This window comes from Mesorhizobium sp. Pch-S (genome assembly GCF_004136315.1).
In the GTDB taxonomy this organism is placed as follows: Bacteria; Pseudomonadota; Alphaproteobacteria; order Rhizobiales; family Rhizobiaceae; genus Mesorhizobium.
Map to the genome: position 1 here is coordinate 143,017 of NZ_CP029562.1, position 14,516 is coordinate 157,532.

Annotated in this window: 8 protein-coding genes; 3 read left to right on the forward strand and 5 right to left on the reverse strand. The window is 62.4% G+C overall.

The genetic code is table 11. The features are described 5' to 3' along the window. Positions 1–89: 89 nt before the first annotated feature. Complete coding sequence (locus C1M53_RS00705) at positions 90–908, forward strand: helix-turn-helix transcriptional regulator (RefSeq protein ID WP_129410478.1); 819 nt, start codon at positions 90–92, stop codon at positions 906–908. On the opposite strand, the gene C1M53_RS00710 is transcribed toward C1M53_RS00705, so the two are convergent. Together C1M53_RS00710 and C1M53_RS00715 are read right to left on the reverse strand one after the other, a co-directional pair. Continuing rightward, a complete protein-coding gene (locus C1M53_RS00710) occupies positions 909–1,856 on the reverse strand; it encodes a DMT family transporter (RefSeq protein WP_129410479.1) in 948 nt (315 codons plus the stop codon). Beyond that, positions 1,856–4,162, reverse strand: a complete 2,307-nt coding sequence (locus tag C1M53_RS00715) for a xanthine dehydrogenase family protein molybdopterin-binding subunit (protein WP_129410480.1) — start codon at positions 4,160–4,162, stop codon at positions 1,856–1,858. The genes C1M53_RS00710 and C1M53_RS00715 overlap by 1 nt, the downstream gene beginning before the upstream one ends. Positions 4,163–4,315: 153 nt before the next feature. Here C1M53_RS00715 and pepN point away from each other — a divergent pair, with 153 nt between their 5' ends. Continuing rightward, the gene (pepN, locus tag C1M53_RS00720; protein ID WP_129410481.1) at positions 4,316–6,958 is read left to right on the forward strand and encodes an aminopeptidase N; all 2,643 of its coding nucleotides are present in this window, start codon (positions 4,316–4,318) and stop codon (positions 6,956–6,958) included. Positions 6,959–7,131: 173 nt separating this feature from the next. After that, the gene (locus tag C1M53_RS00725; RefSeq protein WP_129410482.1) at positions 7,132–9,450 is read left to right on the forward strand and encodes an ATP-binding protein; all 2,319 of its coding nucleotides are present in this window, start codon (positions 7,132–7,134) and stop codon (positions 9,448–9,450) included. 97 nt (positions 9,451–9,547) lie between these two features. On the opposite strand, the gene C1M53_RS00730 is transcribed toward C1M53_RS00725, so the two are convergent. The 3 genes from C1M53_RS00730 to C1M53_RS00740 all read right to left on the reverse strand — a co-directional run bounded on the left by C1M53_RS00730 (position 9,548) and on the right by C1M53_RS00740 (position 14,513). Next, on the reverse strand, positions 9,548–10,003 hold the full coding sequence (locus C1M53_RS00730) for a hypothetical protein (protein WP_129410483.1): 456 nt from the start codon (positions 10,001–10,003) through the stop codon (positions 9,548–9,550). Positions 10,004–10,065: 62 nt separating this feature from the next. After that, complete coding sequence (locus tag C1M53_RS00735) at positions 10,066–13,032, reverse strand: bifunctional [glutamine synthetase] adenylyltransferase/[glutamine synthetase]-adenylyl-L-tyrosine phosphorylase (protein ID WP_129410484.1); 2,967 nt, start codon at positions 13,030–13,032, stop codon at positions 10,066–10,068. Further along, positions 13,029–14,513: a HAMP domain-containing sensor histidine kinase gene (locus C1M53_RS00740; RefSeq protein ID WP_129410485.1), complete on the reverse strand. Its 1,485-nt coding sequence runs from the start codon at positions 14,511–14,513 to the stop codon at positions 13,029–13,031. Before C1M53_RS00740 ends, C1M53_RS00735 begins: the two co-directional genes overlap by 4 nt. Positions 14,514–14,516: the final 3 nt, after the last annotated feature.

Sequence of the window (14,516 nt, forward strand, 5' to 3'; positions counted from 1 at the left end):
CCGATCATAGATTTGCAGCTGTCCCGATACGCATCCTCTCCCGATACGCGAAGGGCAGCCGATCTCTCGTTTCACCAGACAGGATTTTCATGAGCGCCCCCCAGACCTCCGCCGGTACCCTGCTCCGCGAATGGCGCACGCGCCGACGCATGAGCCAGCTCGATCTCGCCATGGAGGCCGAGATCTCGCAGCGGCATCTGAGCTTCGTTGAAAGTGGCCGAGCCATGCCGTCGCGCGAGATGGTGCTACGGCTTTCGGAGCAGCTTTCAGTACCGCTCAGGCAGCGCAATCAGATCCTTCTTGCCGCCGGCTTTGCGCCTTCCTTCGGCGAACGCTCGCTGAACGATCCAGACCTCGCTCCAGCAATGGAAGCCGTGAAGCTGGTGTTGAAAGGACATGAACCGTTTCCCGCGCTCGCCGTCGACCGGCACTGGAACCTCGTTGCCGCCAATGACGCTCTTGCGCCAATGCTTGCCGGCGTCAGCGACCCGTCGCTGCTGCAGGCGCCGGTCAATGTGTTGCGGCTCAGCCTGCATCCGAAGGGCGTCGCCCCCAACATCGCCAATCTCGCAGAATGGCGCGCGCATCTCCTGGAACGGCTGAAACAACAGGTCGAAGCCTCCGGCGATCCTGTCCTGGAAGCGCTCGAGGAAGAACTGCGGGCCTACCCAGTCCACTCGAGCACGAGGCCGCCGAAGCCGGAAACCAATGCAATCGTTCATCCCTTGCGCATGCGGCTTGGTGACAGCGTGTTGTCCTTCATCAGCACGACCACGGTGTTCGGCACACCGCTCGACGTCACACTCTCCGAACTTGCGATCGAAACCTTCTTCCCGGCCGACGAAGAAACACGGCAGGCTTTGACCCGCCTCGCGCTAGAGCGGACGAAAGCTGCGGGACAGGCCTGATCAGCCGGATGGTTGCGAAGCCTTTCGTGCCGATGCCCGCTCGAGACCGAGCTGCCGTTCGCGCCAGATGATGAAAAGGCCGGCGGCAACCACGATAGCCCCTCCCACCAGCATGTGAAGCGTCGGCACATCGCCAAAGGCGAGATAGCCGACGACGATGCCGAGCAGCATTGAGGTGTATTCGAACGGTGCCACGACCGAAGCTTCGGCGTGGCGATAGGCGGAGGTCATCAGGATCTGTCCAAGCCCCCCGCAGAAGCCGGCCAGGATAAGCAGCACGACCTGTCTTGTCGCCAGCGCCTGCCAGCCGAACGGAATGGTCAGCAAGGCAAGGATGCTCGCCGTCAGCGAGAACCACAGAACGATGGTTGCCGTGCGCTCGCTATGCACGAGGCTTCGCACCAGAAGCATGGCGACCGCCGAGATCGCCGCTGCGATGAATGCCGCGATCACGCCCAGCACCTCCTGGTCACCAAGGGCAGCGCCCGAACGCAGCAAGGTGAGCGTCGGCCAGGAAATGATGATGACGCCGATTAGACCGACGATGACAGCGCCCCAGCGATAGATGCGGATGGTCTCGCGCAGGAAGATGGCGCTGAACACCACGACCAGAAGCGGCTGCGCATAGTTCAGCGTGATCGCCTCCGGGAGCGGCAGGCGCGTCAGCGCGAAGAAGCCGAACCCCATGGCGCAGACCCCCACCACGCCACGCGCGATGTGGTTGAGCGGGCGCCTGGTCGAAAAGGCCGTGCGCAGTTCGCGCCGAAAACCGAGGAAGACCAGGATCGGGAAGATGGCGAAGAAGGAGCGATAGAAAACGATCTGGCCGGCAGGCAGCTCGCCGGCGGCCTTGATCAGCGACGACATCGCCACAAACACCGAAACCGACAGGATCTTCAGCGAGATGCCGACCAGCGTGCGCGGCTGGACGGAAGATGCATTTGACATCACTGCATGCCGGCGTCCCGTATCGCCCCCCAGATGCGCGACGGTGTCGCCGGCATGTCGATATGTTTGATGCCGTAGGCACGATAAAGCGCGTCGGTCACGGCGTTCAGCGCAGCCGGCGTGGCACCGATCGTCCCGGCCTCGCCCGCCCCCTTTATGCCGAGCGCGTTTGTGGTCGAAGGCACGTTGCGGGTCTCGAAATGGAAGAATGGCACGCTGTCTGCGCGCGGCATGGCATAGTCCATGAAACTGGCCGACAGCAACTGGCCATCCTCACCATAGACCGTGTCTTCCACCAGTGCCTGGCCGATGCCCTGGACGACACCACCATGCACCTGGCCAGCAAGAAGCAGCGGATTCACCGTCGCGCCGAAATCATCGACGATGCAGTAGCGTACGATCTCCGTGCTTCCCGTGTCCGGATCGATCTCGACCTCGCAGATGTGCGTGCCATTCGGATAGGTGGCCTCGTCCTGCACGAATTCGCCAAACCCCTTGAGGTCATCCGGCTTTTTCGCCGCCCGGGCAATGGCGGCGAAATCCATCACGCGGTCCGTGCCGACGATCCGGGCGACGCCATCCTTGAGCTCGATGTCGGCACTGGCAGCTTCCAGCTCGTCGGCCGCGATGCGCCTGATCTTCTCGGCCAGGTCCTCGCCTGCACGCGCCGTGGAAACACCGCCGAGCGGAATGGAGCGCGAACCGCCTGTGCCGCCGCCTGCCTTCAATTCATCGGTGTCACCCTGGCGAACGTGAATGCGTTCGATAGGCAAATCGAGCTTTTCGGCCAGCAATTGCGCGTAGGCGGTGGCATGTCCCTGGCCGTTGGTCTGGGTGCCGATCTTCAACGTCACCGTGCCGTCGCCGTTCAATTCGACATGCGCCGGCTCGGAGCCCGCGAACGCACAAGCTTCGACATAGGTCGCCATGCCGATGCCGCGGATCTTCCCGCGCGATTTCGCGTCTTCCAGTCGCGCGGAAAATTGAGTCCATTCAGCCCGTTGCATGGCCTGATTCATGTGGCCTACGAACTCCCCCGTATCGTAGAGGCGGCCGGTCTGTGTCCGGTAAGGCATCTGGTCCGGCCGGATGAAGTTCCGACGCCGGATCTCATCAGCGGTCAGGCCCATGTCGCGCGCGCAGGCGTCGACCAGCTTTTCGATCAGCAGCGCCGCTTCGGGGCGGCCCGCGCCGCGATAGGCGTCGACAGGCGTGGTGTTGGTGTAGACAGCAGTTACGGAGACATCGAGCGCCTGGATGTCGTAAACGCCGGTGGACATCGAAACACCGACGACCGGAATGAACGGTCCGTATTGCGAGATATAGGCACCCATGTTGGCGATGAGGTTCACGCGCAGGCCGAGAAAGCGCCCCTCGCTGTCCATCGCCATCTCAGCGACAGTGACATTGTCGCGCCCGTGCGCATCGGTCAGGAAATGCTCGGTCCGATCCCCGGTCCACTTCACGGGCCGTCCGAGCCGCCTGGCCGCTTCCAGGACCAGCAGATACTCGCGATAGACGAAGGTCTTGGGTCCGAATCCGCCGCCGACATCCGGCGTGACGACCCGCAGCTCATCCTTGCCTATGCCCAACACGCTGCTGACGATCTTCTGCATCGAATGCACGCCCTGCGAGCCGGTGGTGAGCACGAAGCGCCCCTCCTGCTGCTTCCATTCGCCGATGGCGGCACGCGCCTCCATGTAGTTGCAGACCAGCCGATTGTTGACGAAGTCGATGCGCGTAATCCTGGCAGCCTTCGCAAAGGCTGCGTCTGTCCGCTCCGTGTCTCCGATGTGATAGGAAAATGCACGGTTCGAACCGAGTTCCGGCCAGACCAGCGGTGTTTCCTCGTCGAGCGCCGTCGCCGTCACAGCGGCGGCATTCTGTGTGTCGAAATCGAGTTCGATCAAATCGGCTGCGTCCTGTGCCTGCTCGCGACTGTCAGCCACGACGAAAGCGATCGCGTCGCCGACATAGCAGACCTCGTCCCGGCACAGGATCGGGATGTCGCGCGTCGGCGCCCGGGTGCCGTCAGGCTGTGGCTGCATGACCCCGGAGCGCAGGTCGCGAAGATGATCGAGATCAGCTCCGGTAAGAACCAGATGGACACCCGGCGCCGATCGCACGGCCTCTGTCGAGACGACCGAAAAAAGCGCCTTGGCCACTGGTGAACGAACGACATAGCCGTGCAGCACGCCGTCCGGGCTGATGTCATCGGTGTAGCGTCCCCGTCCAAGGATGAAGGCATTGTCCTCAACCCGACGGACCGAGGCACCCATCCCGAATTTGGGTGTGACGGCAGACATGGCAACCTCGCAGGGGATCGGTGAAGGCTGGGAAAGCCTTGGGGATGTGCCGGCAGTTTTGTCGAGGGACGGTTTCGTGTAAAGAGCCGCAACCTCCTTTATCTTATCCCAGCAAATGCCGGCTACACCGAAATCATCAGGACAAATCGACGGATGCGCACAGATACCGGCCAGGTTTTCAGGCTCGAAGACTATCGCCCCAGCGACTACCTGATCCCCAGGACCGAATTGAACTTCTCGCTTTCCAGGGAAGCGACCCGGATCATCGCGACCCTGACCGTCGAACCCCGGCAAGGTGTAACGGCGGGAACCCCGCTGGTGCTGGATGGTGATGAACTGCGGCTGGCCGGCGTTTCGATCGACGGCAAGCCGCTTGGCGCGGCCGATTATGCCGCGACGGCGGATCAGTTGACCATCCTGACGCCGCCGGCAAAGCCGTTTCGACTGACCATCGAGACGGATGTGAACCCGTCGACCAACAGCACACTGATGGGCCTCTACCGTTCCAGCGGCGTCTATTGCACGCAATGCGAGGCCGAGGGCTTCCGTCGCATCACCTATTTCCTGGATAGACCGGATATCCTTTCGGTTTACACCGTGCGCATCGAGGCCGATCGCAGCGAGGCGCCGCTGCTTCTGGCCAACGGCAATCCGGTCGAGCACGGGGATCTCGGTGACGGCAAACACTTCGCCGTCTGGCATGATCCGTTCCCGAAACCGAGTTACCTGTTCGCGCTTGTCGCCGGCAGCCTTGGCAAAGTGGCCGACGAATTCATCACCCGGTCAGGGCGCAAGGTCGAACTTGGCATCTATGTGGAGCACGGCAAGGAAGCGCTGGCCGGCTACGCCATGGACGCCCTCAAACGCTCCATGAAATGGGACGAGGAAAAATTCGGCCGCGAATACGATCTCGATGTCTTCAACATCGTCGCCGTCTCCGATTTCAACATGGGCGCGATGGAGAACAAGGGTCTCAACATCTTCAACGACAAATATGTGCTGGCCGACGAACAGACTGCCACCGATGCCGACTTCGCCAACATCGAAGCGATCATCGCCCATGAATATTTCCACAATTGGACAGGCAACAGAATCACTTGCCGCGACTGGTTCCAGCTCTGCCTGAAGGAAGGGCTGACCGTCTATCGCGACCATGAATTCTCGGCGGACGAGCGCTCGCGCCCGGTCAAGCGCATCGCCGAGGTGCGCACGCTGCGCTCCCACCAATTCCCGGAAGACCAGGGGCCTCTTGCGCATCCGGTACGACCGCGACGCTACCGCGAGATCAACAATTTCTACACCGCGACTGTCTACGAGAAGGGCTCGGAAGTGGTGCGCATGATCCGCACCATCCTCGGCGCAGAAACCTTTCGTGCCGGCATGGACCTCTATTTCGAGCGCCATGACGGCGAGGCGGCCACCATCGACGATTTCCTCAAGGTCTTCGAGGACGTCTCGGGCCGCGACCTCTCGCAGTTCGCACTGTGGTACCATCAGGCCGGCACGCCACATGTAACCGTCAGCTCCAGCTACGACCAGGCGGCCCGCGTCTTCACGCTCGAGATCGAACAGTCGCTCGCCCCGACCCCATCGGAAAGCCGCAAGCGGCTGATGCACATACCGCTGGCATTCGGCCTTGTCGGAGCCAACGGCAAGGATCTTCCCTATGACGGCGTCGAGGGCGCAACGGTAGAAGACGGTGTCATCCACCTTCGCAAGCGACATCAATCGGTGCGTTTCACCGGCGTCGCCGAACGGCCGGTGCTTTCATTCAATCGCGGCTTCTCGGCACCAATAACGCTTTCGCTGGAACAGAAGCCGGAAGACCTGATCTTCCTGGCCGGCAAGGACAGCGATGCCTTCTCGCGTTGGCAAGCCTTCAACACCTTGCTCACCGACGCGCTGATCGCCGGCTTCCGCAATGTCCTTGGCGGAAAGCAGCCGGAATTCGGCGAACATCTTCAGACGCTGGCCGGACGCATCGCGGCAGATACGTCGCTGGAACCGGCATTCCGTGCGCTGGCACTGAGCCTGCCCGGTGAAGCCGATATCGCGCGCGAAATCGGCAAGGGGATCGACCCGGATGCCATCCTGGCAGCGCGCCATGCATGTGCCCAGACGCTGGCCGTGGCCAATGAGCCAGACTTCAGGCGTCTCTATGGCGAATTGCGCGACAGCGGACCCTTCCTGCCCGACGCCGAGGGCGCGGGCCGCCGCGCGTTGCGCAACGTGCTGCTCGACTATCTTGCGCTGTTGCCGGGCGGTGCCGATCTCGCCGCCAACCACTTCGAGAAAGCCACCAACATGACCGACAGGGCGGCGGCTCTGGCTGTCCTGGCTCACCGCCACCCTGATTCCGCTCAGGCCAACAAGGCCTTGAAACAGTTCGAGAAACAGTATTCGGACGACGCGCTGGTGCTGGACAAGTGGTTCATCATCCAGGCTGGCGTACCGGGACAGCGTGCGCTCGAAACGGTAAAGGCACTGACCGAGCATCCCGCTTTTTCGATCACCAATCCCAACCGCGTCCGCGCGTTGATCGGGACATTCGCAGGCGCCAACCAGACCGGTTTCCACCGCGCCGACGGGGCGGGCTATCGTTTCTTTGCCGACATCGTCCTGCAGGTCGAAAAGCGCAACCCCCAGGTCGCCGCACGGCTTGCTACCGCCATGCGTTCATGGCGTTCCCTGGAACCCGTACGGCAAGGTCATGCACGTGAGGCCCTGGTGTCGATCCTCGGCCAGGAGAAGCTCTCGGCGGATCTCAAGGACATTGTCGAGCGCACATTGGCCTGATTGACGGCCAGAACACGGGCCGGCGCTCGAAACGCCGGCCGATTTACTGAATCTTCAATCTTTTTTCTCCTCACCCACTGGACAAGGCGAATCACGTTTGATTCTTTAATGACGATTCGGAAGTACGGTGTTGCCGGATCATCATCGGGGAAAATTTCGGGGAGAGCCATTCCATGGCCAAGGCGGACGCGTTGCGCGCGCCCGGACGGACAGCTTTTGAGTGGCGCAGCCGTCCGCGCCGCAGCAATGCCTTGATCGGCAATGCGCGGCTGATCGCCGGCCCAGCCTACGGCAAGCTGTTGGCCGCTGAACCGATCCTGCGTCGACTGATCCCGTCCCTGATCATCCTTTTCCTGATCGTCGTGGCCTGCCTGCGTTTCCTGTCGATGATGAGCTGGCACGACGACATCGAACGCAATGCCAAGACAATTCTCACGCTTTCCGCAGGTGAACTCGCCAAGGCTGGCGCCGCCGCACCTGCCACCAACCCGCAGGAGCTGCTGGAAGAAGCCGTACGCCAGGGTTCGCTCGGTGCGGATCACGTGCTGGCCGTGACCGACAAGGAATTCACCGTGCTTGCGGTGTCACCGAAGTCGACCCGCTGGCAGGGCCGCACGCTCGACAGCGTCATCTCGGGCGGGCAGCCGCTGTTCCTGTTCGGTGAGCGCGCCGGCGTGCTGGAAGTCCGCATCGGTGAAACCGACTGGTACGCCGCCGTCGACCTCAGGCCCGACGGCAAGGGTGCGGCAGCCGTTCTTGTTCCGCAGGAAGCGGTCTTTGCCGAGTGGCGCAAGTCCGTCTCGCTGAACGTGACGCTGTTCGTGCTCACGGCCGGCGTGCTGCTGATCGTGCTCTATGCTTATTTCTGCCAGGTGACGCGTGCCAAGAGCGCCGACCGCATCCTCGGAGATTCCCTGCAGCGCATCGACATGGCGCTGGTCAGGGGGCGCTGTGGCCTCTGGGACTGGGACATGGCTCGCGGCAAGATGTACTGGTCGCGCTCCATGTATGACATGCTCGGTTACGAGCCTTGCGAAACGATGCTGTCCTTCGGCGAGGTCGATGAGATCATCCACCCTGAAGACGGCAACCTGTTCGAGCTGGCCGAGCGCATCATGGCACGCGAGATCGATCAGATCGACCAGGTCTTCCGCATGCGCCACGCCGATGGCCAGTGGGTGTGGATGCGCGCCAGGGCGCAGGTGATGGATCCGGACGCGCCGGAAATCCAGCTCATCGGCATCGCTGTCGACGTCACCGAACAACGGCATCTCGCGCTTCGTTCCGAAGCCGCCGACCTGCGGCTGCGCACGGCGATCGAGAACATCAACGAATCCTTCGTGCTGTGGGACGCGTCGGAACGGCTGGTGATGTGCAATTCCAAGTTCCAGCTCGACAACGGCCTCTCCGACCGCAGCGTCATGCCCGGCACGGCGCGTGCCGAGATCGAGGAGCGCATGCTGGCCTTCGCAGCCGAACGCCGGCTGGCCAACGCGAACGGCCCCAATGGCGGCATCACCATCGAGCGCCAGCTGGGCGACGGTCGCTGGCTGCAGGTGAACGAATTGAAGACCCGCGACGGCGGCACCGTTTCGGTCGGCTCCGATATCACACAGATCAAGCAGCATCAGGACAAGCTCATGGACAGCGAGCGGCGTCTGATGGCCACCATCCACGATCTCAGCCTCGCCCGCCGTGCCGAGGAAGAGCGCACGCGTGAACTGGTCGAGCTGAACCGAAAATACATCCGAGAAAAGGATCGCGCCGAAGCCGCCAACCAGGCGAAATCGGAATTCCTCGCCAACATGTCACACGAGCTGCGTACGCCGCTCAATGCGATCATCGGTTTCTCGGAATTGATGGAGCAGGCGCTGTTCGGGCCGCTGGGTTCGGAGCGTTACGAAGAATACGCCACCGATATCAATTCGTCGGGCAAGTACCTGCTTGGTGTCATCAACGACATCCTCGACATGTCGAAGATCGAAGCTGGCCAGTTCTCGATCGATCGGGAGCAGATCGACCTCGGTCCGCTGATCTCCGAGACGGTACGCGTGGTCTCGCTGCAGGCCGCCCAGAAGGCGATCACCGTGGAGACACGCATCGCCGACAGCCTGTCACTGGTTGCCGACCGGCGAGCCATCAAGCAGATCGTCATCAACCTGCTGTCCAACGCGGTGAAATTCACCGGCCAGGGCGGGCATATCGTGGTGAAGGCCCGCAACGCATCGGGAGCGCTCACACTCACCATCGAGGACAATGGCTGCGGCATTCCGAAGACAGCACTCGGCAAGCTCGGACGACCGTTCGAGCAGGTACAGAACCAGTTCTCGAAGAACCATACCGGTTCCGGCCTGGGACTCGCCATCTCGCGTTCGCTGGCCGAGCTGCACGGCGGCGCACTCAAGATCCGCTCGACGGAAGGCTCCGGCACCATCGTATCAGTACGCATCCCGCTCCGGAAGGCACCGCAGCTGGTCAAGGCCGCGGCTTGAGGATGCCCCCGCAAGAGGTTGCGGGGCCCTTCGGACAAGATCTTCCGACAGGATAAAACACCCGGCGGCGGTTGCCGCCGGGTGTTTTCGGTGAAGTTTATTCGACTTCGCTCTGGCGATGGTCGCGACCACCACGCTTCGGCAGCTCGCTCTTTTCGATCTTGCCGTCATTGTTCTTGTCGAACAGCGCGAACATCTTCTTCTGGTGTGCGGTGACGTCTTCCTGGGTGAGGACGCCCTCACCCTTGCTGTCGTAACGTTCGACCATGCGCTTCGCCATTCGTTCGAAACGCGCCTTCTCCAGCGCCGCGGCAAGCTGTTCGACGGTGACCTTGCCGCCATTGTCGGCGAGGATCTTCTTCAGTTCCGGGTTCATCGCTTCCGAGAACTGATCGAAGGTGATGCCACCCTCGGAATCCTTCAAGGCCTTCTGGAGGCGCCAGTGCGAGCCATCGCGCATGTCGCCGCCCTTGTTCTGTTCGGCATGGGCGGCGGTTCCAACGAGGCCGGCAAGGGTCGCAAATGCGAAGGCAAGTTTCGTCGACTTTTTCATCGGTTTCTCCTGTTGCATCGTCACCCCCGATGCTTTGGAAACCGCCCGGAGGCGTCAGTTCCTCACGAGCGTTTCCCACGCAGCAAAAGGTCGAAGTCCTTCCTGACCTTTCGCGACGTCTCTTTGAGGTGCGCTTCCAGCACCGTGAAATCCGGCAGATCGGTTGCTGCCAAAAGAAGATCGACCAGACCCGGCGGCACGTCATCGCGTTCGAACGTGCTGGTCAGGCACAGCCTGATCATCTGGGTAACCGACAAATACAGCGAATATGCGTCGCAAAGCGCGTGCCGGATCTCGGGATCGGCAAAGTTTGGCGCCAATCTCGCCAAAGTCTGTGCGGTGCCGGGCGTGCGAACATCGCCTTCAAGTTGGGCTGTGATGGTTGCCACCTGAGCGACAAATTCCAGGTCGATCAGACCACCGGGAATGAGCTTGATGTCCCAGAGGTCGTGTGGTGGCTTCTCTTCCTCGATCAGCTTGCGCATCTCGACAGCCTCGGCGGCCACCTTGGCGCGGTCGCGCGGCTGCGCCAGGATGTTGTCCACCTCCTGTTCGATCTCGGCGCACAGAGCGGGATCTCCGGCAACTGCCCTCGCCCGCGTCAGCGCCATCTGTTCCCAGGTCCAGGCTTCCTGCCGCTGATACTTGCGGAAGGCGTCGACATGCGTCGCCACAGGCCCCTTGTTGCCGGATGGCCGCAGCCTCAGATCGAGCTCGTAGAGCACGCCTTCGGCGGTCGGCGCCGAAACAGCAGCGATCAGGCGCTGCGTCAGGCGGGCGAAGTAGTGCGATGGCGCCAGAGGCTTCTCGCCATCCGACTCTTCCGCCTGCTCGTCATGGTCATAGAGCAGGATAAGGTCGACGTCCGAACCAGCAGTCAGCTCGCGGCTACCCAGCTTGCCCATCCCCAGAAGCGCGATCCTGCCTCCCGGGATATGGCCGTGGCGCTGTGCAAACTCCTCCACCACCGCGTCCAATGCCGCTCCGATGGTCAAGTCAGCGAGATCGGAAAAGGCACGGCCGGCACGCGCCGCATCGATCGAACCGGCCAGAAGCCGTACGCCGATGAGGAACTTCTGCTCGGCCGCGAAGATGCGCAGGCGGTCGAGTACCTCTTCATAGGCGCGGTCGCCGTCAAGAAATGCCGCCAGTCTCGCCGACAGATAGGTGCGGTTTGGCAGTTCGGTGAGCAGTGCAGGATCGAGCAGGCCATCGAACACATGCGGGCGGCGCGTGATGATTGCCGCCAGCCGCGGCGCAGCACCCATGATGGTCGCCATCAGCCTGAGCAGCCCCGGATTGGACTGCAGCAGCGAAAACAGCTGGATGCCCGCCGGCAAGCCGGACAGGAATTCGTCGAAGCGCATCAGCGCCTCATCGGCGCGGCGTGTCTTGCCGAATGCCTCCAGGAGCGCAGGCGTTAGTTCGGTCAGCCGCTCGCGGGCCTCGGCCGAACGCGTCACCTTGTAGCGGCCGAAATGCCAGGTTCGGATGACGCGACAGATGTCACTCGGCCGCTGGAACCCCAGTCCGAGCAAGGTCTGCAGGGTGTCCGGATCATCGACGTCACCGGTGAAGACCAGATTGCCTACGCCGGCCGAGAGTTCAGGCGCGGCCTCGAACAAGGCCGCATAGTGGCCTTCCACCTGCTGCAAGGCGGCGCGTAGCGTCGTGGAGAAAGTCCCGGCATCCTTGTAGCCCAGCATGTGGGCGATGCGCTCCAGCCCCTCGTCGTCTTCCGGCAGCATGTGGGTCTGTTCGTCCGCCACCATCTGGATGGCGTGTTCGACGCGGCGCAGGAACCAGTATTGCTGGGTGAGAACATCGCGCGCTTCAGGCGTGATCCAGCTGCGTTCTGCAAGTTCAGCAAGCATCGGCACCGTCTCGCGCCCGCGCAACTCCGGGAAACGGCCACCGGCGATGAGCTGCTGCGTCTGCACGAAGAATTCGATCTCGCGGATACCGCCGCGGCCAAGCTTGACGTTGTGGCCTTTGACCGCGACCTCGCCATGCCCCTTGTGAGCGTGAATCTGGCGCTTGATCGAATGGACGTCGGCGATCGCCGCATAGTCCATGTATTTGCGCCAGACATAAGGCTGGAGTTCCTTGAGAAAGGCTTCGCCGGCTGCGATGTCGCCGGCTACGGGCCGCGCCTTGATCATCGCGGCGCGCTCCCAGTTCTGCCCCCTGCCCTCGTAATAGGTGAGTGCCGCCTCCACCGGGATCGCGAGCGGCGTCGAACCGGGATCGGGCCGCAACCTGAGATCGGTGCGGAAGACATAACCATGTTCGGTGCGATCCTGGAGAATGCGAACCAGGCGACGAGTCAACCGTGAAAACAGTTCGGTGGCATCGAGCGGGTCGATCACCGCCGGAGCTTCCGGCTCGAAGAAGACGACAAGGTCGATATCGGACGAGAAGTTCAGCTCGTGAGCGCCGAGCTTGCCCATGCCAAGCAGGATCCATCCGGACTTCAGTGTCGGGTTCTTCGGATCGACCAGCTTCAGCTTGCCCTGTTCGTGGGCGTCGCGCAGCAGAAAATCGACCGCCGCGCGGATCGAGGCGTCGGCCAGATTGGAAAGCCTGCGCACGGTCAGCGACGTCTCGGCAATCCCGGCCAGATCGTCGAGCGCGATCAGGAAATGCGCCTCGGCCTTGAGAAGACGCAGTTCCATCATCAGGCTTTGCTCGGAAACGTTCTCCAAGCGCGACGCGGTGCCCATCATCTCGGCTACCGCGGCAAGTCGTTGTTCGACCGTTTCGTCGAACAACGCGTCCAGTATCTGCGGGCGGCGTCTCGCCACATCGCGCAGGAACGGAGAAAGATCAAACACGGCAGCCAGGAAATCCTGCGCGTCTCCCTTGCCGGCCAGGAACGCCGCCAGGCGCGACAGTTCGTCTTCCTTGGCTGCTGCGGCAATGTCGGCAAGTTCCTCGCGTGCATGACCGACATCGAGCGGCGCAAGTTTCAATTTCGGCTGCAGGCGAAGCCCTGCCTTTTCCCGCTCAGCCGCCGCACTTGCCGTCATCCGTTTCTCCCCGACGAAACTTCCCGCTCCGGAAAGCTCATGACGACGCATAGTCCAGGATCGGCAGGCTGCAGATCAAGGGTGCCCTTGTGGAATTTCATGATTGCCTTGGCGAGGCTAAGCCCGAGTCCCGATCCGGGTTGCGAGCGGCTTTTTTCTAGCCGCACGAACCTTTCGGTGACGCGCGCACGGTCGGCGTCGTCCGGGATGCCCTGGCCATTGTCGGCCACGGTGAGCCTGATCGAGCCCGCCCTGCGTTCGAGCGTGACCCGCACCGCGGGGCTGGCCGTGGCATCGATCGAATACTTGATCGCATTGTCGACGATATTGGATAGCGCCTGCCCGACGAGTTCCCGGTTACCATCGATCAGATATGGCCCGGTGACATTGGCTTCCAGGCCGACGCCCGCTTCTTCCGCCACCGGCTCATAAAGCTCGACGACATCGCGGACGGTCGCGGCCAGGTCGACCTGCGTCACGTTCTCGGACGAATAGCCAGCCTCAAGACGAGAGATCATCAGGATGGCGTTAAAGGTCTTGATGAGCTGGTCGGACTCCGCGATCGTGCCTTCGAGGGCAGACTTGTAATCGGCCGCACTGTGCTTGCCCGACAGCACGGCCTCGGCCCGATTGCGCAGCCGGGTCAGCGGCGTCTTGAGGTCGTGTGCGATGTTGTCGGAGACCTGTTTCAGGCCTTCGTTCAAGGTGGCGATGCGCGCCAGCATGGCGTTGAGGTTTTCGGAAAGCCGGTCGAACTCATCGCCTGCTCCACTGACCGGAAGCCGGCCGGTCAGGTCGCCACCCATGATGCGGCGGCTGGCCTCCGACACGTTGTCGATGCGCTTGAGCGCGGTGCGGCCGACCAGGAACCAGATCAGCAATGCGCCCAGTCCCATCATGCCGAGCGTCAGGGTGAGCGCCCGACGAACAACACTGCGGAACCGCTCGGGCTCGCCGAGGTCGCGGCCGACAAGCAGGATCATCTGGTTGGGCAGCCGCACCACAAGGGCAATGGCATCGTGGCCCTTGTTGCGGCGTATCTGCGCCGGTGCCTGCCCGGAAGACTTGCTGGCGTCGTTCGCGCCCTGCGCCTGTTCACCGCCGCTTTCGCCATAGCGTTCGTAGGAAAACGGGATCTCCGTCCAGCCCTCGCGGGCAATCACCCCCGGCTCGATGCTCTGGACGTTGCCGGCCAGGACCTCGCCGTTGGGATCGGCGATCATGTAGAGATTGGCCCCGGGCGCGCGTGACCGCCGCTCCATGGTGCGCACGAGAAAAGGCAGGCCACCACGCTGATAGGAACGGGCAAGATCGGCCACTTCCTCGTTGATGGTTTCCTGCGTCTGCGCCGTCAGCATGCGTGCCGACAACGAGGTCATGTAGAAGACCAGCAGAACCGCGCAGATCGCAAACAGCAGAAGATACAGCGCGGAAAGGCGCGCCGCCGTCGTCTTCATGATGGCTGGCACGGTCAGAGCCATCGA

Excerpts from the sequence above, each read along its gene's own strand:
- C1M53_RS00705 (WP_129410478.1), top strand. The coding sequence starts at position 90 with ATGAGCGCCCCCCAGACCTCCGCCGGTACCCTGCTCCGCGAATGGCGC.
- C1M53_RS00710 (WP_129410479.1), bottom strand. The coding sequence starts at position 1,856 with ATGTCAAATGCATCTTCCGTCCAGCCGCGCACGCTGGTCGGCATCTCG.
- C1M53_RS00715 (WP_129410480.1), bottom strand. The coding sequence starts at position 4,162 with ATGTCTGCCGTCACACCCAAATTCGGGATGGGTGCCTCGGTCCGTCGG.
- pepN (WP_129410481.1), top strand. The coding sequence starts at position 4,316 with ATGCGCACAGATACCGGCCAGGTTTTCAGGCTCGAAGACTATCGCCCC.
- C1M53_RS00725 (WP_129410482.1), top strand. The coding sequence starts at position 7,132 with ATGGCCAAGGCGGACGCGTTGCGCGCGCCCGGACGGACAGCTTTTGAG.
- C1M53_RS00730 (WP_129410483.1), bottom strand. The coding sequence starts at position 10,003 with ATGAAAAAGTCGACGAAACTTGCCTTCGCATTTGCGACCCTTGCCGGC.
- C1M53_RS00735 (WP_129410484.1), bottom strand. The coding sequence starts at position 13,032 with ATGACGGCAAGTGCGGCGGCTGAGCGGGAAAAGGCAGGGCTTCGCCTG.
- C1M53_RS00740 (WP_129410485.1), bottom strand. The coding sequence starts at position 14,513 with ATGGCTCTGACCGTGCCAGCCATCATGAAGACGACGGCGGCGCGCCTT.